The 24463-nt window shown below is 66.1% G+C and carries 13 protein-coding genes; 5 read left to right on the top strand and 8 right to left on the bottom strand.

What is annotated here, in order from left to right:
* Positions 1-17 precede the first annotated feature (17 nt).
* From AC1RRV_RS12575 to AC1RRV_RS12565, 3 genes are all read right to left on the bottom strand, one after another.
* A complete protein-coding gene (locus tag AC1RRV_RS12575) occupies positions 18-1667 on the bottom strand; it encodes a carboxylesterase/lipase family protein (RefSeq protein WP_492859976.1) in 1650 nt (549 codons plus the stop codon).
* 382 nt (positions 1668-2049) lie between these two features.
* Positions 2050-2625, bottom strand: coding sequence for a cytochrome b (locus AC1RRV_RS12570; RefSeq protein WP_492859975.1), 576 nt, complete (start codon positions 2623-2625; stop codon positions 2050-2052).
* Positions 2626-2640: 15 nt separating this feature from the next.
* Positions 2641-3939: an MFS transporter gene (locus tag AC1RRV_RS12565; RefSeq protein ID WP_492859973.1), complete on the bottom strand. Its 1299-nt coding sequence runs from the start codon at positions 3937-3939 to the stop codon at positions 2641-2643.
* Between the two features lie 453 nt (positions 3940-4392).
* Here AC1RRV_RS12565 and AC1RRV_RS12560 point away from each other — a divergent pair, with 453 nt between their 5' ends.
* Together AC1RRV_RS12560 and AC1RRV_RS12555 are read left to right on the top strand one after the other, a co-directional pair.
* Positions 4393-7215, top strand: coding sequence for a TonB-dependent receptor domain-containing protein (locus AC1RRV_RS12560; RefSeq protein ID WP_492859972.1), 2823 nt, complete (start codon positions 4393-4395; stop codon positions 7213-7215).
* Positions 7216-7282: 67 nt separating this feature from the next.
* On the top strand, positions 7283-8962 hold the full coding sequence (locus AC1RRV_RS12555; RefSeq protein WP_492859971.1) for a carboxylesterase/lipase family protein: 1680 nt from the start codon (positions 7283-7285) through the stop codon (positions 8960-8962).
* 197 nt (positions 8963-9159) lie between these two features.
* Here AC1RRV_RS12555 and AC1RRV_RS12550 read toward each other — a convergent pair whose 3' ends face one another.
* Positions 9160-11187, bottom strand: a complete 2028-nt coding sequence (locus AC1RRV_RS12550; protein WP_492859970.1) for a hypothetical protein — start codon at positions 11185-11187, stop codon at positions 9160-9162.
* Positions 11188-11327: 140 nt separating this feature from the next.
* Complete coding sequence (locus AC1RRV_RS12545; protein ID WP_492859969.1) at positions 11328-14912, bottom strand: PAS domain-containing protein; 3585 nt, start codon at positions 14910-14912, stop codon at positions 11328-11330.
* A 258-nt stretch (positions 14913-15170) separates the two neighbouring features.
* On the opposite strand from AC1RRV_RS12545, the gene AC1RRV_RS12540 reads away from it, so the two are divergent.
* The 3 genes from AC1RRV_RS12540 to AC1RRV_RS12530 all read left to right on the top strand — a co-directional run bounded on the left by AC1RRV_RS12540 (position 15171) and on the right by AC1RRV_RS12530 (position 18955).
* Positions 15171-18128: a sensor histidine kinase gene (locus AC1RRV_RS12540; RefSeq protein ID WP_492859968.1), complete on the top strand. Its 2958-nt coding sequence runs from the start codon at positions 15171-15173 to the stop codon at positions 18126-18128.
* Positions 18129-18136: 8 nt separating this feature from the next.
* Positions 18137-18487 (top strand): response regulator, encoded by a 351-nt coding sequence (locus tag AC1RRV_RS12535; protein ID WP_492859967.1) that lies wholly within the window; start codon positions 18137-18139, stop codon positions 18485-18487.
* A 180-nt stretch (positions 18488-18667) separates the two neighbouring features.
* Positions 18668-18955: a hypothetical protein gene (locus tag AC1RRV_RS12530; RefSeq protein WP_492859966.1), complete on the top strand. Its 288-nt coding sequence runs from the start codon at positions 18668-18670 to the stop codon at positions 18953-18955.
* 125 nt (positions 18956-19080) lie between these two features.
* Here the strand turns inward: AC1RRV_RS12530 and AC1RRV_RS12525 are convergent, their stop codons facing one another.
* The 3 genes from AC1RRV_RS12525 to AC1RRV_RS12515 all read right to left on the bottom strand — a co-directional run bounded on the left by AC1RRV_RS12525 (position 19081) and on the right by AC1RRV_RS12515 (position 24452).
* Positions 19081-19551 (bottom strand): hypothetical protein, encoded by a 471-nt coding sequence (locus AC1RRV_RS12525; RefSeq protein WP_492859965.1) that lies wholly within the window; start codon positions 19549-19551, stop codon positions 19081-19083.
* A gap of 29 nt (positions 19552-19580) precedes the next feature.
* Positions 19581-22019 carry a TonB-dependent receptor gene (locus AC1RRV_RS12520; RefSeq protein WP_492859964.1) on the bottom strand — a complete coding sequence of 813 codons (2439 nt, stop codon included), beginning with the start codon at positions 22017-22019 and terminating at the stop codon, positions 19581-19583.
* A gap of 198 nt (positions 22020-22217) precedes the next feature.
* Positions 22218-24452 carry a TonB-dependent receptor gene (locus tag AC1RRV_RS12515; protein WP_492859963.1) on the bottom strand — a complete coding sequence of 745 codons (2235 nt, stop codon included), beginning with the start codon at positions 24450-24452 and terminating at the stop codon, positions 22218-22220.
* Positions 24453-24463: the final 11 nt, after the last annotated feature.

Here is a 24463-nt window from a genome sequence, read left to right as displayed (position 1 = left end):
GGTCCTCTCCCTCCCGCTCACCAGGCCGCCTGGGTGGCGTAGAACCGGCGCCAGAAATCGAGCTTCTCGGGGCTCCCGGCGACGGAAGTCGGGCCCCACTGGTCGCCCAGCACCATCACCTTGGGCGCGGCCGGATCGAACGGTGTCCAGGTCGGCAGCCCCTCGCCATTCGGGTTACCGGTCTTGATGATGTTGGCCCAATAGGACGACATCCGGTCGGCGATGGCCCGGTCCTCGTCCGTCCATGGCCGGTCGGTGGCGTAGAGATTCCCGAAGGCGTAGTTGATCTCCGAACCGTGATAGGCGCCGCGCAGGTCGTGGCCCGGTCCAGGCGGCGCGTGGGTCCACCAGTAGGTGAAGATCGGTCGGGCCGTCGTCTTGGCGCGCTCGACGGCCCACAGATAGGTCGAAGTGCGATTGTTGTCGTAGGCCGCCGCGTTGCTGGCCAGGGCCGCCTCGTCGTCGTTCGTGGCCGGGTACAGCTTTAGGAACTCGTCGGCCAGCGCCCCGTACTTGGTCTTCGCCGCGCGGACATAGTCGGCCAGGGTGACGCTGACCTGGGGCGCGCCAGCGCGTGGTGGGCCCGTGCGGGCGCGGAGGGTTCCGAAGGCGGTCGCCGGGACGGCGCCCGTCTCGTCGCGATTGTTGCCGGTCACCACGACCACGTCGTTGAACGCGCCCTTGGCCAAGGCTACGTCATAGGTGGAGGGGATCACCCAACCATCCAGCACCGGCCGGAACAGCGGCGGCTTAGCCGGCGTGCCGGTTTCAACCAAGGCGTCGACGGCGTCGCTGCCCTCGATCAGCTTCTGCCACGGCAGTGTCCTCAGCTCTTCCGGCGTGCGTGCGCCCCTCGCGCCGGCATAGGCGGCGCCCGCACTCTCGGCGGCCGCGCGGGTCCGGTAGGACACCGACAGGAACCGCAGATCAGGATCGCGAGGATAGCGGGAATGGCTCTGGGCGATGGTGCGGTTGAACAGGCCCTTGGCTAGCGGCGACATGGCCAGGAAGCCCACCGAGCCCGCGCCGGCCGACTGTCCCGCGATCGTGACGCGTGACGGATCGCCGCCGAACGCGGCGATATTGCGCTGGACCCACTTCAGCACGGCGATGTCGTCGAGCAGGCCATAGTTGCCGGAGACGCCGCTCTTGGCCTCCTTGCTGAGACCCGGCGTGGCCAGGAAGCCTAGCGCGCCGAGGCGGTAGTTGAAGGTCACGACGACGATGCCCTTGCGGGCCAGGCCCTCGCCGTCGAATTCGGGATTGGCGCCCGTCCCGTTCAGGAAGCCGCCGCCGTAGATCCAGACCAGGACGGGGCGCTTGTCCTTGGCCGAAGCCGCGCCGGTCCAGACGTTCAGCGTCAAACAGTCCTCGTCCATCAACCCCGTCTGCGGCGGTCCCCCGCCTTGGGGCTGTGGGCACAGGGCGCCGAAGCGGTCGGCGGCGCGCACGCCCTTCCAAGTGGCGGGCGCGGCGGGCGGGCGGAAGCGCAAGGCGCCGACCGGCGCGGCCGCATAGGGCACGCCCTTGTAGATCGTGATCGAGGGGTCGCGGCCGGCGACGCCAGTGAGAAGGCCGGTGTCGATCCGAACCGGCGCGCGTCCAACCGATTGCGCCGATTGCGCCGATGCGTTCGTGGAGCACAGGGCCAGAAGGGTGGCGATCACTGCGCCTGTAGGAAGTCTAAGCATCGGTGCTGTCCCGACTGGGCCGTACGATCGCTCGCGCGACGTCGGCGGAAAAACGATCTCTTTCGACGTCATGTCGCCGCCGAGAAAAGACCGAGACGACGATGCAGGGAGCGCGCCATTGCCCGTCGCCTCGGCGGAGGATCCTCGGGAGATGAGGCTTCCCGAGGGGAGGATCAGAACCTCAGTCGCGCGCCGATCGTGGTCACTCATGATCGGATCGTCCCAGATCGCGAACGCGTCGAACTGGCCAGGAATGGCGCCTCCCAAAAGGCGGTCAAGGCCGGCCGCATCACCCTCGCAGCATGGCTAGGCCGGCCACATTCGGGTCGTTCAAACGGCGCACCTTGATTGCCTGTCCCTAGACCCCGTCCTGCCCGCCGGTCGATCTACGCGACCAAAGCGACATCCGTCCCAGAACGCCGTCCTTGTCGACAAGCCGGTGCTTCAGGGCCGCGCCGATATGCAGGACCAGCAAGGCCGCCATGGTGAAGCCCAGCAGCCTGTGCGCGTCCATGAAAGGTCCAGTGAACTGCTTGCCCGACATGATCGGCAGGAACGGCGCATGCCAGCCCAGCAGGTTGATGGCGTGACGGGTCTTGGCGCCCGAGCTGACCACCCATCCCAGCAACGGGATCAGCACCATCAGGAAGTAGAAGGCCACGTGGACGATCTCGGCCACCGCTCGCTCCCAGGCCCTGCCCTCGCCCAGCGGGGGCGGCGGGCGATAGAGCCGCCAGGCCAGTCGAACCAGACTCAGCAGCAGGACGCTGAACCCGACCGACTTGTGGAGGTTGAGCACCGTCCTGTGCAGCGGCCCCTCGGAATTGGCCGAGACAAGCGCCAGGACGAGATTGCCCAGGATCAGGATCGCGATGAGCCAGTGCAGGACCACCGCGGTTCGGGTGTAGCGCTCGAGCGTGACGGGTTGGGTCATAAGGGCTCTCCTGGACTAGATCGTCGCCGGCGCGGCTTCGGCGACCTTCGGCGCCCACTTGGGCTGCAGCAGGATCCAGGTCGCCAGGGCGCCGATGATCAGGAAGACGAAGATCACGAACATGGGCAGATCGTAGCTGCCGCTCACCTGAAGCAGCCAGCCCGAGAGGCTGGCCGCGACGCCGCCGGCCAGGCTGGTGGCCACTTGCTGGACGCCGGTCACCAGGCCCACGGCGGGCGCGGGGATCAAGGTCAGGCGCGAGAGGGCGAGGTTGTTGGCCGTGGCCAGGCCCAGGAACGACAGCGAGAACACGTTCCAGAACAGCGCCATCTCCAGCGACGGGGCCCGCGCGCCGAGCAGGACGGTGCAGGCGCCGATGAAGCCGGCGATCACGAAGGCCTTGCGGACGAAGACGGCGTTGCCGCCCCTGGCGATGATCCTGTCTGCGGCCCACCCCGCGATCAGGGCGACAATGGCGATCCCGGCGAAGCTGAAGAAGGTGTAGAGCCCCGAGCTCTTCAGCGACAGGCCGCGCTCCTCGACCAGATAGGCCGGCATCCAGGTCATGCAGTAGAACGTGAAATAGCCGTAGCAGAAGTTGACGATCATCGCGCCCCAGACCAGGGGGCTGGAGAGGATACTGGCCAGCGAAACGGACGAGGCCTGAGCCTTCTGCGCCACGGCCGCCTCGCCCCGGAGACGGTCGTTCTTGACCAGCAGGACCCAAGGCACGAGCCAGACCAGACCCGCCATGCCGGTGACGATGAACATCATCCGCCAGTCGTAATTGACGATCAGCCAGGCCGCGAGCGGCGCGCCGACCGCCGGTCCGAACTTGTTGCCCATGGCGAAGAAACCGACCGCGGTGCCGTTCTGGCCTTCCTTGAAGTTGTTGCGGATCCAGCGATAGCTGGCCGGCATCACCACGGCCTCGGCCGCCCCGACGATGACACGCATCATCACCAACGCCATCAGCGTGCTCGTGAAACCCGTCAGGGCCGTCGCCAGGCACCAGAGCACGAAGCAGATGGTGTAGGGCGTCTTGACCCCATAGCGATCGACCACCCAGCCCATGGCCATCTGCATCAGACCGTAGGACCAGAAGAAGGCCGAATTGACCCCGCCGCGATCGACGTGGGACAGGTCGAAGTGCTTGACGAAGGTCTTCTCGGCCATGGCCGACGAGATGCTCGTCCGGTCCACGAAGGCGATCAGGACGCCGAGCGCCAGCAGGGTCAGCACGAACCAGCGAGTAAACGTCGAAGAGGTCTCCTTCGGCGGCTCGGTCGTGACCGGCGCTTGGATCGACGCCATGATGCTTCCCCCTGTTCGCCCTCGCCGGGGTCGGCGAAGGATATTGGCCAGCGCGAGCGTTCAGCCCGAGTCTGGCGGTCGTTGCCTGGATGGAGGTGATGCGATGGCCAATCGGTCAATGCGCCGACCGATGAAACCGCGCACGGCCGGCGCAAATTCAATAGCGCCCCCACAACGGGCCAATTGTCGGTTTCGCCACGGCTTTAACCGTTTCTCCGACAGGAGAAAGTCCGCCCAGCTAGCGCCTTTCAGCTTTCGACGCCGTCAAAACCTATCTCCGGCTCCGTGGATTGAATAGCGCGGTCATCTCCTAGGCGCCCCTAGCTTCCCCTTAATTTCTCAGCCGCAACAACGCGGCGGAAAACAGAGCGCCCAAGCGCCACACAGTCATCCTGCGGTCAGCGCCGAGCGCGCGACGATGAGGCCGCAACGGGGAGGAAAACGATGATCCGCATGAACTCTGTTCCGGCCCTGCTCAGCGGCGCAAGCCTGCTGGTGATGAGCCACGCGGCCTTCGCGCAAACCGCGCAGGCCCCTTCCGATTCCCAGGTGGTCGACGCCGTGGTCGTGACGGGTTCGCGTGTCAGCAACGGCAACAACAGCCCCACGCCCGTCACCGCCGTGGCGACCGAAACCTTGACCACCCTGCGTCCCACCAGCCTTACAGAGTCCGTGCAGGTCATGCCGGTGTTCTCCGGCTCGCGGAGCCAGATCAGCAACGCCTCGGCCACCGGCGGCGTCGGCGGCGGCAACGGTGTCGCCGCGCAGCTGAACCTCCGAAACATCGGCGCCACTCGCAACCTGGTGCTGATGGATGGTCGTCGCGTGCCGCCGACCTCGATCAGCAACATCGTCGACGCCGATGTCATTCCCCAGCTGCTGGTCCAGCGCGTGGACGTCGTCACCGGCGGCGTCTCGGCGGTCTATGGCTCGGACGCCGTCACCGGCGTGATCAACTTCATCACCGACACCAAGTTCAACGGCGTGAAGGCCTACGGCCAGGTCGGCATCTCGAAATACAACGACGGCCTGCAGAAGGCCGCGGGCGCCGCGTTCGGCAAGAGCCTGTTGAACGACCGCGGCCACATCGAAGCCAGCTACGAGTTCCGCGACGACGAGGGCGTTTCCCGCCGCTCGGACCGCGACTTCTTCTCGCGCCCGGTGGTCGTCGGCAACGGCACGACCATCCCCTATCAGCTGATCGAGAATGCGACGCTCTCGGCGCAACCGTTCGGCGGCCGCATCACCTGCACCGGCGCCTGCGCGATCAACGGTCAGTACTTCGCGGCCGACGGGGTGCTGAGCCCGTTCGTCAACGGCGCGACCTATGCCGGGACCACCACCCAGAGCGGCGGCGCGGGCGGCTATTTCGACCATTCGCTGAAGGCCTCGCAGCGGATGCATCAGGTCTATGGCCGGTTCGACTACGACCTCTCCGCCGACACCCACTTCTTCGCCAGCGCCGGCATGACGGCCAAGCGCAACAAGTTCTATGGCGACGACGTCAACCTCTCGAACATCGCTCTGAGCAAGACGAACGCGTTCCTGTCGACCGCCTATCAGGCGCAGATCCCGACGGCGACCTTCACGCTCAGCAAGATCTTCAACCAGCCCGAGCGGTTCGGCGCCATTCCTGAGACGCGCCAGTTCATCTTCAACACCGGCCTGGACGGCAAGCTGGGGTCCTACGACTGGAACCTGTCCTACACGCGCGGCCAAGCCAAACTCTCGACGACGCTGCTCAACAACGTCAACAACCAGAAGCTCTCCGCGGCGCTGGACGCCGTCCCGGGGACCAACGGCTCACCGGTCTGCTACGCCGCGACGCAGGCGGCGACGGCCACGGCCTACGCCAACTGCGCGCCGCTGAACCTGTTCGGCCCGACCTCCGCCAGCGCCGCGGCGATGGACTACATCCTCGACGACACGCTCTACGTCGGCCGAACCACCCAGGACGATCTGGCCGGCGACATCTCGGGTTCGCCGTTCTCGACCTGGGCCGGCCCCGTCAAGGTCGCCCTGTCGGGCGAGTGGCGCCGCCAGACCTTCAAGTCGAGCAGCGACGCGCGCCCCGACCAGTTCGCCGACTGCACCAACCTTCGCTACAACTGCGTGGCCACCGGCGCGCGGACCTTCCTCTATCGCAACACCTTCCCGGCCAGCCCTCACGTCGAGCAGACGGTGTGGGAAGTCGCCGCGGAAGCCAATGTGCCGTTGATCGCCGACAAGCCTCTCATCGAGGCCTTCGAGATCAATACGGCCGCCCGCTACACCAAGTACAATACGGTCGGCAGCTACTGGACCTGGAAGCTGGGCGGGGACTGGCACGTCAACGACCAGTTGCGCATCCGCGGTACGCTCTCGCGCGATATCCGCGCACCGACCCTGAACGACCTGTTCGCGCCGACCTCGGTCGTCATCGTCACCAACGCCGACCTGAAGACCGGGGCGTCCAATCCCCTGCCCTCGGTCAACCTGGCCAATCCCGACCTGACCGCCGAGATCGGCAAGACCAAGACCGTCGGCCTCGTCTACAAGCCAAGCTTCGTGCCGGGCCTCAGCCTCGCGGTTGACTATTACAAGATCGAGATCACCAACGCGATCACCACGGTCCAGGGCTTCCAACCGGCGATCCAGAACGGTTGCAACCTGACCAACGTCGCCACCTATTGCGACCTGATCGTCCGCAACGCGGCCGGCGCCGTGACCGATTGGCTGGTCAAGCCGATCAACCTCGCCGTCGTCGATTCACACGGCGTGGACGTCGAGGCCAATTACAGCGGCACGCTGTTCGGTCGTCGCCTGACCCTGCGCGGCCTGGCGGCTTACCAGCCGCACATCCGCTACCAGCAGCCGGCCGTGCCGACGATCGACCAGGGCGGCGTCGCCTTCGGTTCGACCGGCATCACGGCCGCGCCGTCCTGGCGCCTGACCGGCATGCTCAGCTACGCGGTCACCGACGCCCTGCGGGTCGACCTGATGCAGCGCTGGCGCAACGACCTGAAGCTCTCGGGCGACCCGACCGTGGTCTGGCTCAATGGCGCCGACAGCATCGACTCCTACGCCCAGACCTCCCTGAACATCTCCTACAAGCTGCCGGGTTCGACGTTGGGCTCGAGCGAGCTCTTCCTCAACGTCCAGAACCTGTTCGACGCCACGCCCCCCGCCGCCAACGCCACGGGCAGTTCGACCGCACCGGGCGGGTTCGCGGGCTTCGTGATCACCGACGATCCCATCGGTCGCTACTTCACCTTCGGTTTCCGGATGAAGATGTGATCATGGCGGGCCTGGGACCTTCCCGGGCCCGACTTCCTTTCGCGCCGCGCGTAGACGAGTCCATTCCATGCCTATCCACCGCCTCCTCCTCGCCAGCGGCCTGGCCGCGGCGTCCTTCCTCACGCTCACCGCCTCGCCGGCGCGGGCGGAGATCAAAGGTCCCGTGCGGATCGAGACGGGCCTGATCGAGGGTGTTGCGGCCAGCGATCCGTCGATCACGGTCTTCAAGGGCGTGCCCTACGCCGCCGCGCCCGTTGGCGATCTCCGCTGGCGGCCGCCGGCCCGGCCCGTCGCCTGGAGCGGCGTGCGCAAAGCCGACACGTTCGGGGATGTCTGCCCCCAACAGAACCGTCCTGGCGCCGAGCCGATGTCGGAAGACTGCCTGGTCGCCAACATCTGGACCGGCGCGACCGGCGCCTCCGAACGGCGGCCGGTCCTGGTCTGGGTCCACGGCGGCGGCTTCGGCGCGGAGGCCGGATCGCTGCCCAAGCTGGACGGCGAGACCCTGGCCAAGAAGGGCGTCATCCTTGTCACCTTCAACTACCGCCTGGGCCCCCTCGGCTTCCTGGCGACGTCGGACCTGAGCCGCGAGTCCGGCCACGGCGCTTCGGGCAACTACGGCCTGATGGACGACATCGCCCTGCTGCAATGGGTCAAGCGCAACATCGCCGCGTTCGGCGGCGATCCCGAAAAGGTCACGCTGTTTGGCCATTCGGCCGGCGGCGGTACGGTCAACTTCCTGTCGATCTCGCCCCTGGCCAAAGGCCTCTACAGCCAGGCCCTGGCCGAGAGCCAGGTGCGCTGGCCCCGAGACCTGGAGCTGCGCTACCTGTCCTCGTCCTGGCGCGAGAAGTCGAAGGCCGAGAAGGACGGCGCCGCCTTTGTGGCCAAGCTGGGCGCTCAAGGGGGACCTAAGTCCCTGGCCGAGCTTCGCGCCCTGCCCTGGCAAACGCTTATCCGCGAGACTCCCAGCACCGAGGATGAGGTCTATACGGGCGGAACCGGCCGGCCGCCGTTCTTCCGGCCCGTCATCGACGGCTACGTCCTGCCGCATACATTCAGTCAAGCCTTCGCGCGGAAGGCCCAACACCCCGTCGTCTACATCGCCGGCAACAACCGCGACGAAGGCGGCGTCGCGCCGGAAGGGGTCTGGGCCAGGCTACGCGCTCCGGGGGCGCCCAAGCCCGAGATCACTCGCGGCTCACCCCGTCAGATCGCCACCCTCGCCGACTACCAGGCGGCCGCCCGGAGGAAGTTCGGCCCGATGGCGGACGAATTCCTGAAGCTCTACCCCGCCGCCACCGACGACGAGGCCGCCCGTCAGAACAACGAGGCGATCCACGACAATAGCCAGATCTCGACCTACCTGTGGGCGCGTCAGTGGACGCGAGACACCGGCAAGCCGGTCTTCACCTACTGGTGGGCGCACGCCACGCCCGGCCCCGACCACGACACGCGCGGCGCCTATCACGGCTCGGAGATCTTCTACGTCTTCAACAGCCTGGACAAAGTCGATCTGCCCTGGACCGACGAGGACCGGCGCATCGCCGACATGATGTCGTCCTACTGGGCCAACTACGCCAAGACAGGCAACCCGAACGGCGCCGGCCTGCCGACCTGGCCGCGCTTCGATCCAGACAAGCCCGGGGTCATGGTCTTGGGCGACCAGTTCGGCCCGATCCCCATAGCGGACGGCGCCAAATACGCCTTTTGGACCAAGTTCTTCGCGACCAACGAGCCGTGGTGAAGGCAGGACGGGCCGGTCGTCTCCCTGGCAGCAGTGCGCCATTGGTGGACGTTGTCATCGCTCCAGATTCCCGACCTTTAGATCGATCGAATTGCGGCACCCAACCTTTGACGAGGTGAACACCACGGCGATGCTCACGTTATGATCGAATGACCGTCAGTCACGGCTCTTGGTCAGCGCTGCCCGAGCGGGCGGATCTAGCTGCCCCCGTAATTGAACTCGGGCTTGCCGTAGACCCCGATGAGATCGACCGAGAAGTTGGCCCCATCGGCAAGGTCGACTAGGAAAGCGTCATTGGCCTTAGAGTACATGCCAACATCGGCCTTCGCGGCTTCGGCGAGGAGCCAGCCGACCATGGCGGCTTTGGTTCCCTGTCCGTTGAGGCCGTCCTTTCCGTAACTGTCGAAGTAGAGGTCGCGCCCGCCGCTCAAGAGCGCCGCGACCTTCGCGTCGGTCGGCGCCACACCGAAGATGACGCCATAAGCTTTCTTCGTCGCCTCGGCCAAGGACAGCGCGCCATAATCGGCCAAGAATTTCGCCTTACCCTCGCCATCTCGGCCAAGGTTGACAGCGAAGTTTATATATCGATTTTCGATGTTGAAGGATTGATAATAGGCGGAGTTGAGATTGTTCGCGTTGGGGCCCGTGGGCGACACGAGATAGTCAATCCCTCCAAGGCCTGGGATTTTTCCGGTGAAGAATTGATAGCTCATCGTGGCGACAGATGTCGTTGCGTCCGCGACCTTGACGACCTCGAAAATGGCCGCGGATGCAGTGAGCGTGCCGGCGCTCAGTTGCGCCGAGAGCTTTGTCGCCAGGCTCGCCCCGGCGGCGGTCGAAAGCCCTGCCCTGAGGATGTTCTGAATGGCGACATCAATCCCGCCAGTCACCGTCAGCTCGACGATGCGGTCAACGAATTGGAGCTTCTCCACGGCCGTCAGGACATCCGTCCCTTCGGTTCCGGACAGCGCGCGCACCCTCCAGGCGCCATCAGACTGGCGCCACCACTCATACCCACTCGACGCGCCCGTAAAGGCGGCGACGTCGACGCCAGCGCCCCCGTCCAGAAAATCATCGCCGGCGCCACCGACCAGGATGTCCGCGGCGGTTCCGCCAACGATGAGGTCGCGCCCCGCGCCGCCACGCGCCGTTCCGCCCCCATCACCCAGGATGATCAGATCGTTTCCATCACCGCCATCGACGGTCGCGCCAGCGGCGAACGCTAGGGCGACATCGTCTCCGCCGCCGAGGCGCAGGTCACGACTGTCGTAGCTGTAGATGATCTGCTTGGCGTCATCGAGCTGAACAGCGCCCCCCTTGCTCTCGAAGATGATCGCCGGGCCCGTCACGGTGGGTAGCTGCGTAACGCCTTGAACAACGTAGCTGTCGCCGTCGATCAGAATCGTTTTCTGAAAGCTCGTTTGCCGCAAGTCATAGAAGGCGATTTCCGCAGGCGCCGCGCTGGCGCCGCTCGGGATCGCCGAAGCGCTCAGAGGCGCGTATCCTGGCGGCAAATACTGTCGCCAACCGCTGTTCAACGCGGCAATCTCCCCGGCCAGTAGGGCCGCCAGCCCTCCGGGCGGGGTGGTGGGCGCGCCATCCGTACTCAACCACTCCCGAGCGGGAGGAAACAGCTTGAGGGTTTCGTAAGGTAGCGCCACGCCCGCCGCTCGCGCTGCATCCAAGCTCAGCATGAAGTTGTCCCAGCTGCTGAAATCGATCAGCTGGGACTGGACTCCGATGATGTAGCGCTCGGCATCGCGGGCCTCGAGATTGTCCGACTGGGGATCGTTGTATTCCCCCCGGAAATCCACGACCACCGTGCCCTTGGCTTGCTGTAGAAACTGGGTGGTCTCGGTGTTGGGATTGTAGACCTTCGTTGCGCTCTCGAAGGCGGCGCGGATGTATGCGTCGCGGCTCGAACGATCGAGAATCTTGAAGTTCACGGTGTAGGTCGTCGTCTCACCATCATCGACCTCGACGACGGTGTAGGTGACCGTTTCTGCTTTCTCCGCCTTGTTGTCTTGCGTTGCGGAGAAGGTGAACTTCCATCCGATCGGCGGGTTGGTGACACTCCCGCCGTCGGGCGTGATGACGAAGTCCTCACCGGTCGTGGCCGTACCGCCAGCATTCCTGGACCAGGTGTAACGCGTGTCTACGGGCGCCTCGACGACCAAGACGTCCTTGGCTTCACCCTCTTTGAGAACAACGTCGATCGTTGGCATGTTGTGTTCCCCACCAAGCGCCCCGAGGTTTGCAGGGCCCGGCGGTAAAGACAACTCCTGTGCTCAAAAGCTCAGCTGCGCCAGGAGCGGACATTGGCCCGCCCCCAGGACCCTGACATTCAACCCGCCCCGACAGTCCGTCAGGTGTCGCCTTGGCGCCCTGCGCCAACCGCGTCCGCCAGCGCTACGATCAGCGAAACGCCATCCATCGGCTTGCGCACGAGGCCGTCGAAGCGGCCATGATGGCCGATACGATCCAACGCATCGTCGGCCGTGAAGGCGAGGACCAGGGTGTCTCCGCTTGGCGACTGGCGGATGCGCGTGAGCACCTCCCAACCCGACAAGCCAGGCATGCGCAGATCCAGCAGGACCGCATCGAACCTTTCCCGCGTCATCAGGTCCAGGCAGGCTGGACCGTCGGAAGCCTTGGCGACCACCACGCCGACCTGTTCAAGCACCGCCGCGGCCAGTTCGCGGTTCATCGGGTTGTCGTCGACGACCAGAACCCTCGCGCCCTCCAGAATCGAGACGTCAACACCCTCGTCCTCCTCGACCGCTTCAGGCGCCGTCGCGATGGGCGCGAAGACGTCGAAGGAGAAGACCGCCCCGTGTCCTGGCGTGCTCGTGACGCCGATCGAGCCGCCCATGGCTTCGCAAAGGCCCTTGCAGATCGCAAGGCCCAGACCCGTGCCGCCGTGCTGCCGCGTTCCCGAGGCGTCGACCTGAGCGAACCTTTGGAACAGGCCCGCTGTCTGGTCATCGGACATCCCCGGCCCCGTATCCGCCACGTCCAGGCGCAGCCTGCCGTCCGCGCCTCCATGCGCCAGTCGAACCCGCACCCAGCCGGCTTGCGTGAACTTGACGGCGTTGCCGATGAGATTGAGCAGGATCTGGGTGAGGCGCTCGCCATCGATGAGCACGAAGTCCGGCACGTTGGGGTCGGTCTCGAACTCCAGTTCGAGACCCTTGGTGCTGGCTTGCGGTTCGAACATCGCCAGGGCGTCGCGCACCAGGTCGCGAGGCGAGAAGGGCCGCGCCGTGACCTCAACCTGTCCGGCTTCCAGCTTGGAAAAGTCCAGGATGTCGTTGACGATCGACATCAGGGCCCGCCCCGCCGTCGACACACGGCGCACATAACCTCGCGAGGTCTCGGCGAGCTCCGACTGTTGGGCGAGCAGATTGGAGAAGCCGATAACCGCGGTCAGGGGCGTGCGGATCTCGTGACTCATGTTCGAGAGGAATTCGGCCTTCACCGCGGCGGCCGCCTCGGCCTCGGCGCGCGCCCGGGCCAACGCGTCTTCCTGGGCGACCTGGGCGCTCACGTCGCGGACCACGTCAAGGAACCCGACGGGCGCGCCGGTCTGGGGATCTTTCATCAAGGTGGGATTGGACTCAAACCAGTTGAGCTCGCCGGTGACCTTGTGGCGCAACCGCCACCGCACGCGCTGACCGGGTTCCCCCGCGAGCAACCCCCTATAGATTCTCAGCACCTCCGGCACGTCCTCGGCATGGGTGCGACCCGCGACGTCGAGGCTTCGGATCTCGTCGGGGGTATAGCCGGTCGCGGCTTCGCAGGACGGACTGACGAAGACCACGCGCCCATCCAGGCCAGTCGTGACGATGACGTCGCTGCTGTTTTCGGCCATCAGGCGATAGCGCGCCTCGCTGGCCCTGAGCGAGCTTTCCAAGTCCCGGACAGCGGTGACGTCCCAATTGGTGCCGACCACGCGGACCGGCGCGCCCGTCGCATCGCGCATTACACGCCCAATGGCGCGGATCGCGGCGATCGATCCGTCCGGACGGCAGACCCGAAATTCCGTATCCAGGGGCGCGTCGTTTTCGAGTTCGGCGCGGAAGACCTCCGCCAACCGGTCTCTATCGTCGGGATGAACCGCTTGCATGAACGCTGAAAAGCTTGGCGCGATGTCGGGAGCCAGCCCATAGAGCTCGAACATCCGCGCGTCCCAGAGCAGGTCGCCCGTGGCCAGATCGTGCTCCCAGATTCCGACCTTGCCGGCCTGGGCGGCCAGCAGGGCGCGCTCGGAAAGCCGTTGGAGCTCTTCTTGAGCCCCGACGCGCGCGGCGTCTTCGAGGACGCGCTCGGTAACGTCCATCACCGTGCCGAACACGGTTCGTACGACACCTTCGTGATCGCGCTGACAGACGCCCGATCCCTCCAGATGCCGCACTTCGCCTCCGGGCCGGATGATCCGCGAACTCGCGCGCCGCCAGTCGACGCCGTGCTCCAAGGCTTGGGCGATCCGTTCCCGTAGCATCGGCTGGTCGTCCGGATGGACGGCCGCCACGAGCTGGGCCAGGTCAAATGGATGTTCCTGCTCCAGGCCATAGATCCGGGCCAGCTGCCGGGTGCCCGTGAGCTCCCGCGTGGCGACATCGAATTGGTAGTAGGCGACGTCGGCGACTTCCTCGCCAAGCGCCATCAGCTCGGTGAGACGCTCGGTCTCCTCGCGCAGGGCACGTCGCTCGGTGACGTCGCGCAGGACGTTGACGATCTCGATCGGCCGGCCCGCCTCGTCGCGTATGACCTGTGGACCGCCCTCCATCCAGACCCACTCGCCCGATCCCGTCCGATAGCGATGTTGGCGATCGACGGCGGGGTCGATGGGTTCGCCAGCGAAGAGCGCGGCGGAATTGGCGGTGAAGCGTTCGAGATCATCGGGATGAACCAGGGCGTAGGCCGAGGTTCCGAGCAACGCTTCCGGGTCATGGCCCAGAGCGCGCACGCTGGCCGACACGAACTTCAGCTTGCCGTCCTGGCCGGCTTTCACGATCACGTCCGAGGTGTTTTCGGCGATCAGGCGATAGCGCGCCTCGCTCTCCTCGAGATCGGTGCGGGCGCGTTTCTGCTCGGTGACATCCTGAAACAGACCAACGAGCGCGACGACCTCACCCTGCTCGTCCAGCTGACAGCCGGCGCGCGAGACGACGTCACGAACCTCGCCATCCGAACGGATCAGTCGAAGCTGAAATTCATAGACGCCTCGGCTCTCGATCGCCGCGGCGATGTGGCGAGCGACCGTGTCGCGATCGTCCGGATGGTAGAAGGCGATCGCCTCGTCGAGATTGGGATCGAAGGCTCCCGGGTCGACACCGTGGATCTCGTAGATCAGATCCGACCAGGTCACCCTTCCGGTGGCGACATCGATGCGCCAGTGGCCGACCTTGGCCAGGGTTTCCGCCAGTTCGAGTAGGCGCTGCCGCTCCGCCGCCAAGCGGGCCTCATGCGGACGCTCGATTTCGGCGACCGCCATGGCCGCCAGTTGCTTCAGTCGCTGGAGCTCACGCGGCGCGGGTTGGGGCCTGGGCTTGGTGTCGATGACGCAAAGCGTGCCGAGGTTGCATCCCGCCGAGTCCGTCATGACCGCCCCGGCGTAGAAGCGAATGCTCGGGGCGCCGGTCACGAGAGGGTTGTTCGCGAACCGAGGGTCGGCGAGCGCGTCCTCGACGACCATTACCGCGGCGGGTTCGAGACGGATGGCGTGATCGCAAAAGGACCAGGTGCGCGGCGTCTGACTTTGCGCCATGCCGCGCCGCGCCTTGAACCACTGTCGGTCAGCGTCGATGAACGAGATCAGGGCGATCGGTGTGTCGAACAGATCGCTCGCGAGCGCGATCAAGCGATCGAAGGCCGGATCCGCCGGGGTGTCCAGGATCCGATAGGATCGCAATAGGTCGAGCCGTTCGGCTTCGGTGAGCAGGAGCATCTTGGCGCGTTAGGACCTCTGTCTACCGGGTTATGCGTCAGCACACTGATGCACAGAATCGCGGCGGATACCCGCCTGCGCGCGTTATCCGCGAGAGGAGGCGAGCATTGCACCCTGAGACTTTCGCGCAAGCGGTCCTCGCCGCGGCGCGCGCTGAGCCAGCTTTCGGGCAAGCCCGGCGCCGACAACCTCATTCTCGGTCCTACGGCTTGGAAGGCGATGCTCGACGTGGCAGCCTCCGCCGAGGGGCACAACGCAATGACGACCGAAACGGAGCTCGCGCAGGACGCTCCAGGTGAAGACGGTGAAAGGCGCAAGGCGGGTCTTGGCGCCCGAAGTCTGAGGGCGGCGATCGCGACGACCTTGCTGCTCGCCGGCCTCGCCCCCTTGGCGATCGTCCTGGCCCTTTACGTCGTCGCGCTGGAGCCTCGCCTGAAGGCGAGCGTCCTCAAGGAGCAGGAGCAACTGGCGCTCGAGGTGGGCGCGGTGCTGAACAGGAACCTGTTCGAGCGCAAGGGCGACGTCGAGGCCTTCGCGCTCAACCCGGTCGCCCGCGACCAGACGCAGTGGCGAACCCCCGGCCAGGGCGCGCTCGTGACGACGATGAATGGCTATGTCCGCCTTTATGGCATGTACCGCCTGATGCTCCTGGTGTCGCCCAAGGGCGAGATCCTGGCGATCAACAACGTTGACGCCGCGGGCCGCCCGATCGACACGCGCGGCCTCGTCGGGCGCTCGGTGGCGGGCGAAAGCTGGTTCACCGCCCTGCCCGACTGGCAAGGGCGACCGCGCACAGGCTGGGCGGCGACCGTATTACCGGCGCGCAAGACGCCGATCGTCGGCCAGGTCTTCGGCGACGACGGGGATGTGGCGCCGCTCGCGGCGCCCGTTCGAGGCGACAACGGACGCGTGCTGGCGATCTGGATCAACTTCTTCGACCTCTCTAAGGTCGGCGTGATCACCAAGGACATGGCCGATCAGCGCCAACACCTTCAGCGATCCCGCCAGAGATTCCAGATCCTGGGCGCGGACGGCCAGCTGATCTACGACACGCGCCCCTCCTCGCCCGCGCTCAACGCCGGCGTCCGAGACCTGCTCGCCAGCCGCCCGGCTTCCCGGCCCACCATCTCGGGCGTACTGAACGGAGAAACGGTGGCCGCCGCCGTCGCGCCGGCCAAGTTCGGCTTCGCCGGTCTCGGCTGGACGGCGCTGGTTCGCGAGGACGCGGCGGTCGCCTTCGCGCCGGTCTTGGCCATCCGCCGGATCGTGGTCGCCACGCTGCTTGTCACCGCGATCGTCATGCTGGCCTTCGGTCTCTGGTACGGCCGCCGCCTAGCCGCTCCGATCCAGCACCTGGCCGCGCGGATGCGTCGTCTCAGCGAAGGCGATCGTTCCGACGAGATCGAACATGTCGACCGTTCGGATGACATCGGTGAAATGGCGCAGGCCCTGGAGCTGTTCCGCCAGGCGCTCGTCGACCGGGAACTGAGCCAGACCCGGCAGAACCTGGCGATGGAGGCCGCCGACATCGGCGCTTGGGACTTCGACCCTCGCACACGCGCCCTGGTGTGGGACGCCCGCGCCCTGGCCATGCTGGGGGCGCCCCCGACCGCCGCGCTCGACTATCGCGCCTTCCTCGCCCTGCTCTCCCCCCTCGATCGCGCGCGGATGGACGCCCAGTTTCGCGGGGCCCTGACTCCCGAGGGCTCGACGATCATCCAGGCCGAGTACCGGATCGTGCGCCCGAGCGATGGGGCCGAGCGCTGGATCGCCTCGCGCGGCCGCGCCCTGATCGAGGACGGCGTCGCCGTACGCCTGATCGGGACCATCCTCGACGTCACTCAGCGCAACACGGCCGAGGCCGCGCTCGGCGAAAGCGAGGCCCGGCGCGCCCTGGCGATGGAACTCGCCCACATCGGCGCCTGGGAAAGCGATCCGGCCACGCGCACCTTCCGGGGCGATCCGCGCTCGATGGCCCTGTTCGGACACCCCGACGAGACCGAGATCGATTTTCGCACCTGGCGACGGGCGATCTATCCAGATGACCGTGACAGGGTGATTGCCGCCGTCGGCGAGACCCTGGCCAAGGGCGGCGCCTTCGAGCTCGAGCATCGGCTGGTGGACGCCCACGGCAAGGTCGGCTGGATCGCCGCGACGGGACGCGTGCTGACGCGGGGAGACGGCTCTTCCAGGCTCATCGGCACCCTGATCGACATCTCAGAACGCCGCCTAGCCGAAGACAAGCTGCGGGAAAGCGAACAGCGCCGCCAGTTGGCGATGGAGGTCGCCAATATTGGCGCATGGGAATATGACGCCATCGCCCACACCCTGACCGGCGACGGGCGCGTCACCACGATGGCGGGCCGGCGGATGGCCGAGCCCGTGGACTACGAGCTGTGGTTGGAGGGCGTTCATCCGGAGGACCGGGCCGCGGTCCGCCAACGCAAGATGGCGGCTCTGGACCCCGAGGGACCGGGGCTTTACGAAACCGAGCACCGGGTCATGCGCGGCGGCGAGGAGCGGTGGACCTATGGCGTCGGCCGGACCTTCTTCGAGAACGGCAAGGCCGTGCGCGTGATCGGGGCCGCCATGGACGTGACGGCGCGCAAGCAGGCCGACCTCCACCGCGACCTGCTGGTCAACGAGCTGAACCATCGGGTCAAGAACTCCTTGGCCACCGTCCAGGCCATCGCCCAGTTCACGCTGTCGAGCCAGGCCGATCCCGAAGCCGCCAAGGCCGCCTTCATCGCGCGCCTCGTCGCCCTGGCCCGCGCCCACGACGTCCTGACGCGCCGCAACTGGCAAGGCGCGGCGCTGCACGACATCGTCGGTGCGGTCACCGCCTCGTTCGCCGACGCCGAGATCGATCGTTTCAACGTCGCGGGGCCACAACTGGACCTCTCGCCGAAAGCCGGGCTGGCGTTCGCCACGGCGCTGTTCGAACTGGCGACCAATGCGGCCAAGTATGGCGCGCTGAGCACGGCCGACGGCGTGGTCGAGATCGACTGGTCGGTCACCGACGAGCGCTTCGCCTTTCAATGGCGCGAACGCGGAGGGCCGGAGATCAGCCCGCCCCAGAAGAAGGGTTTTGGCTTCCGCCTGATCCAGCAAGGTCTGGCGGGAGAGCTGGGCGGCCAGACGGTCACCGAATATCCCGGCGTGGGCCTGATCTTCCGTTTCAACGCCCCACTTTCGGCCATGCGAGGCGGCGCATGAGGACGGGCATGCGGATTTTGATCGTCGAAGACGAAATGATGGTCGCTCTGCTCGCCGAAGCCCTGGTCGAGGACTTGGGGCACTGCCCCGTCGGTCCCGCCTTCCGCCTCGAGGACGCCCTGGTCCTGGCCCGAGACGAGGCGCTGGACGCGGCGATGCTCGACATCAACCTGGGCGAGGCGAAGTCCTTTCCCGTCGCCAACATACTGCGCGCCCGAGGGATCCCGTTCTTCTTCGCGACCGGCTACGGCGTCGAGGGCCTGGCGCCGGAACATCGCAGCGTCCACACCATCGCCAAGCCCTACTCCATGGCGGACATCGGCCGCGCCCTGGCCTCGGTGGCGGCGGCTCCGCCCTAACAGCCGTCGGCGAGCCGGTGACCTAAATCGCCTCTACCCACGCGGTTCCATAACAAAGTCAGCCCCTTAGTCGGAAATCGACGTCGAGTTTCCGACACAGGAACGGCTTGTGCGCTTCGTCGTTTGCCTCCTCGCCACCGCTCTCCGGCGGGCGGCCAACCATCAGGGACGCAGACGACCATGAACGAGAACCGCGACAACCAAGGTCTGGAACAGCAACCGAACGACGCCCAGCGTCAGCAAGCCGGTCAGCAGAACCAGCAGGGCGAAAGCCGAACGCCCCAGCAACAAGAGTCCAACCCGCAGCAGGCCCAGCCGGGACAGCAAAATCAGCAGGCCGATCGTGATCGCCGCCAGGCGGAAGGCGTGAAAGGCGTGGACGAGGACAGCGTCGACAATGACTCGACGAGCGTGAACACCAGCGACCTCCAGCCAGGCCGTACGGGCGACGGCGGCGTCGAGCCCTGAGCCACGAGGGCCGCTCCATCGGAGCGGCCCTTCTTTTCAAAGATTGAGGATCATGTCCGTGTTTGGTGGCGAACGTCCGTATAGCGCCATGAACGGACCTTGGCTCGCCTCCAGGAACCGGACATTCAGCCGTCTCCTGGCGGTGCGGTCCGCGCCTTGACGAGCAGCGCCATCGGTATCGTGAAGAAGAAGTGCGACATGAACCCGCCGATCACGACCACGGGGTCCAGGTAGTTCGGGTGGTCGTCGCCGACCACGGCGATGGCCACGTGCATCACGATCCAGGCGACAACCGCATAGCCCAGAGCCACCAGGGTCGCCTCGACACGGCGACGCCTGAAGAACGGCCAGATCAGGGCGAACAGCACGCCCCAGGCAGCGGCGAAGGCGAAATGGATTCCCGTGCCCACCAAGTAGGCCAGCGGACCAAGACCGGCCTGGACCGGTTTGCCGAACACCAAGCCGACGGCGTTGGCGGGGATGCCCTTGAGCGGCAAAAGGTGCTGCACGCCGACCCACACCGCCGCCTCGTAGATCCAGATCACAACCCCGCCGACCAGGCCGGCGAACACGCCGACCTGGAGGGTTTTGGACAAAGTCGCTTTTCTCACGCTCGTCGCCGTCATCAGAACGAAGCCACGAAGGTCGCGCCGACATAGCGATCGAAGTCGCGAGGCAGCGACTGAGCCACCGCCCCCGCCCCGCCGACCGAACCGGAGATCCGGCGCAGACCATCGACGTAGTGGGTGTCGCCCAGGTTCTTGACGAAGACCGTCACGCGATAGTGGTCCTCGGGCTCACGCACCGTGATGCTGGCGTTCGCCACGCCATAGGCCGGGCGCCACCAAACCGAGGCTGGCTTGTTGGCGTCGGCCAGGTTGCTGAACAAGGTCCTGGCGGTGTGGGTGTAGTTGGCGTTGAAGGACACCTTCCAGTCGCTGACCTCGGTGTCGTAGGACGCCGCGAAACCGTACTTGTTCTTGGGCGCGTTGAGCGGCGTACCGCCCTTCACGTTCGTTACCGCATCGACGAAGAGGTCTCCGAACTTGTTGTCGGCGAACAGGAAGTTGCCCGACAGGGTCAAGCCGTCGATCGGTCGCAGGGTGAAGTCCCCTTCGACACCGGACGTGTAGAGCTTGCCGGCCGAGCGCAGAACCGGAGCCCCCGAGCCGTCCAGGCCCGCCGAGGAGGTCTGGAAGCCGTTGAACAGGGTGTCGTAGTAGGTGAGGTTGAGCTCGACCCTGCGATCCAAGAAGCGCGCCTTGACGCCGCCTTCCCAGGAGCGCGACCGCTCGGGCGCGACGGGCGAATTGTCGTAGCCGGCCTGGGTGACGAAGATATCGGCGTCCACGGCCTGACCCTTGTAGCCCTTGGCCCAGGAGCCGAAGACCAGGATGTCTGGCGTGAACTCGTACTTAGCGATCAGCTTGCCGATGGTGGCGTTGTCGCTGAACGCGCGGTTCACGTCGAAGGCCGGGGTGCCGACATTGGCGCCGGGTCGGGCGGGATTGGCCGCGCCGATGTGGTCGCCGTTGGGGCCGGTGACCTTCTGATGCCGCCACTTCAGGGTTTCGCCCAGATAGCGGAAGCCGGCGGTCAGGGTCAGCTTGTCGACCGGCCGGTAGTTCAGGTTGCCGAAGAGGGCCTTGTTGGTCGTATGAACCCGAGTGCGCATATCGGCCAGGACATAGGCCGTATCGCGGTTGACCACATAGGTCGTCGGGCTGGTGAAGGTGACATTGCCCGCGATGTTGGTTCGCACACCCGCGATCGTCAGGTCGCGGCGGATGATCCCGTCATAGAAGTAGGCGCCGACCAGGTAATCGACCTTTTCGCCGACGGGCGAGGTCAGCCGGATTTCCTGCGAGAAGGTGCCGTTCTGCTCCAGGCTGTTGCTCTCGCCAACCTTGCCGTCGCGGGTGGCGAAGCTAACGTCATTGATCATCAGGGCATCCAGCCGCGCCAGGGCGTCGGCGGCGCTGATCCCTGGGACCGTGGCGTTGAACAACTGCTGGGGCGTGACGCCCGTGAAGTTGGCGTTGGTGCCGTCGCGGTCGCGGATGGCGAAGTCGCTGTAGTGACGATAGGCGGTCAGCGAGGTCAGGGTGAACTCGCCGATATCGAATTCGCCTTGCAGCGAGACGCCCTCGTTCTTCTGCAGGCCCTCCTGGACCGTATCGAAGTTGACGTAGCGATTGTCCGGGCCGACCGGCGTCTTGGTGAAGGCCGCCGTGACGTTGCCCGATGCGGCGGCGACGCGGATCGGCTCGCCGCAGCAGTCGGCGTCGCGGCGGGTAATGTCCCCGGAGAGCAGGAACCGCACGCTATCGGCTGGCCGCCAGTCGACCTTGCCGCGGAAGCCGTAGCCCTCGACATTGTTGACGGTCTTGCTGTTGGCGACGTTGATCACCTTGCCGTCGCGCTTGCCGTAGTAGCCGTAGGCGCGGATCGCCAGCTGGTCGCTTAGCGGCCCCGTGAACATCAGACTGGCCTTGCGCTCGTTGTCCTCGGCGACCGTCAGCTCGGCGCGACGTTCCCAGTGGTCACGGTTGGGGTTCTTGGTGACGATGACGACGGCGCCCGCCGAGGCGTTCTTACCCTGCAGGGTACCCTGTGGGCCGCTGAGCACCTCGACGCGCTCCAGGTCGGTCAGGCCGTCGAAGGCCGCGCCCGGGCGAGTGTAGACGACGCCGTCGACGATCACCGCCACGCTCGGTTCGGCGGCGACCGAAAAGGCCTCGGTGCCGATGCCGCGGATCGAGAAGTTGAACAGCCGCGCCTCGTCGGCGGCCTGGAAGTTCAGGGTCGGCGCGAACTGCGGGAAGTCCTTGGCGTCGTTGATTTGGTGCTTTTCCATCAGCGCCGCGGTCACCACGCTGACGCTGGCGGGAACGTCGTGCAGCTTCTCTTCGCGCTTGTTGGCCGTGACGATGACGTCATCGAGCATGATCGGCTGGTTGGCCGGCGCGGTGTTGGCTTGGGCATAGGCCAGAGCCGGTATCAGGCTCGAGACGGCGGTGGCGCACAGCAATGCGCGCAGTCCGCCCTGTCGCATAGCTCCCATTATTTCCCCCTTTTGATTTCGGCATGTTTTCGCCGTTGGAAGGGAGCATGGGGGAGGACTTGGATACCGGGGTTATTCCTTTTTCCGGCGAGGTATTACCAAAAGGCCCGCCCGCCGCCGGACACAAAAAGACCCGGCGCGAGCGCCGGGTCCAGTTAGCCGAGGAGGCGTTGGGCCCTCCTCTCGGGGATCGATCGCCTAGTAGCGGACGCCGATGCGAACGCCGTACATCCGCGGCTCGCTGATCCCCACCGACCCGGCATTGGGAAGCGTGGCCGAATAGCTGCCGGGCGAATTGATGATTTGCAGGTCGTTCTCGATGTTCTTGACGAAGCCCGTCAGCGTGAAGCGCCCCTCGGTGTCCGCATAGGTGATCGTGGCGTCCGAGCGGGTGAACGAGCCCTGCTTGAACTGCTGCGGCGTGGTGAAGGCGCTCACGAGGTAGCCGGCGCTATACTTGGTCGAGGCCCGCGCCGTGATCGTGCCGCCGTTGGCCAGCTCGAACACATGCGAGTAGCCCCCCGTCAGGGCCAGCTTGGGCGTCTTGTCGAGACGGTAGCCGGACCAGTCGACGTTCTGGAACAGGCCGGCCATGAACGTCTTGAACTCCGAGTGCATGAGCGTGGCGGCCAGGTCGATCGTGTCGTTGGGCGTCGGCTTGAACTTCAGCTCGGTCTCCAGGCCGTAGATCGTCACCGGCACCGAGCGCGTATAGATCACGAAGTTGCCGGAGATGTTCACCAGGCTGGAGACCTGCGACTTGGCGTAGTCGTAGTAGAAGCCCGTCGTGTTGATTTGCAGGTTGGGCAGCGGCCGGCCCTTGTAGCCCACCTCGTAGGCCGTCAGCGATTCCGGCTCATAGGCGCCGACCCCGCCCGTCTTGGGGTCGAAGTCGTTGAAGCCGCCGGCCTTGTAGCCGGTGGCGATCGAGGCGAAGAGCATCTGCCCCTCGGCGACCTGGTAGTCGGCGGCCAGACGATAGGTCGTCTTCTGGGCCTTCTGATAGCCGTTGTTCGGGCCGCCCACGCAGTCGTCCGGCGCGACGCAGACACCCCCTTGTGGGTTCTTCCACGGCCCCGGCCCGGCCGCGAAGGTGCCCTTGCGGTCGACCTCGTCCGACGAGCGGCGTACGCCGGCCGTCAGGTTGAAGCGGTCGTTGAGGTGGAACGTCCCTTGGGCGAACGCGCCCTTGGAGGTGTGGACGGTGTTGTTGAGCGGATCGATGCCGTTCGAGCTTCCGGCCAGGGTCGGGTTGCTGACCCGCGCCGACCAGTTGTGGTCGCTCTCGTGGATGTCTTCCTTGGTGTAGTTGACGCCGGCGACCCAATCCAACCGCCCCGGCTCGGCGTTGGAAAGGCGGGCTTCGTGCGAGGTGGTCTCCACGTCGCCGCGATATTGACGCCACGTATAGGTCGGGGCGGCCGGCGGCGGCCCCTGGTAGTTGCCCAGCGGATCGTTGGTCGAGGAGGTGCGGTCGTGGGCCGAGAACAGGTGACGGGCCCCGACATAGTCGAAAGCGATGCCGCTGAAGGCGGTCTTGAACGCGACGTTGTAGTTGTGGAAGTCCTCGTTGGTCTTGCTGCCGAACGGATTGCCGAGCACCGTGCGCGCGGCCGCGCCGGACTTGGTGATGACGTTGTTGTAGATCGCCGCCGCAGGGCCGACGCCGCGGACGCTGCCGAACGTCGTGCTGACCAGCAGGCTGGTGTCGTCGTTGACGGTGAACAGGGCCGCGAGGCGCGCGGAGACGTCGTCCTGGTCGCTGCGCGCGGTCGAGCCATCGCTGGGAATGATGTAGCCGTCGCGCTTGTTGGTGTTCACCGCCGCGCGCAGGGCGACCTTCTCGCCGACCGGCAGGTTGACCACGGCGTCGGCGCGACGGGTGTTGAAGTTCCCGTATTCGAGATTGGCCGAGGCCTCGAAGTGGTCCTTGGGCCCGTTGGTGATGACGTTGATCGCCCCGCCGGTGCTGCTCTTGCCGTAGAGCGTGCCTTGCGGACCGCGCAGGACCTCGACCCGCTCGACGTCGAAGAAGGACAGGCCCTGGATGGTCGGGCGGCCAATGGCGACGCCGTCCACGTTGAAGGCGATGCCCTGCTCGCCCTTGCTGGTGGTGTCGGTGGTCGTGACCCCGCGGATGTTGACGTTCACGCCAAAGCCGTCACGGCCGATGTTCACCGAGGGGGCCAGGTTCTGCAGGTCCGAAACACTGACGACGCCCTGCGCCTTGAGGGTCTCGCCCGTATAGGCCGTCAGAGCGATCGGGGTTTTGGACGCCAGCTCGGTCTTCTTCTGCGCGGTGACGACGACTTCCTCGATCGTCGTGGTCGGCGCGGCGGCGGCGGTGTCCTGGGCGAGGGCCTGCGAGGCGAGGCCGATCGGCGCCAGGGCTGTGGTGAGCAGGGCCAGCTTCAGGGCTAGGTGTCGAGTCATTGTTCCCTCCG

It is taken from the genome of Caulobacter sp. GW821-FHT11E10 (assembly GCF_058808375.1).
Note: the sequence above shows the minus strand (reverse complement) of the source record. Positions and strands in the feature narration are given on the sequence as shown.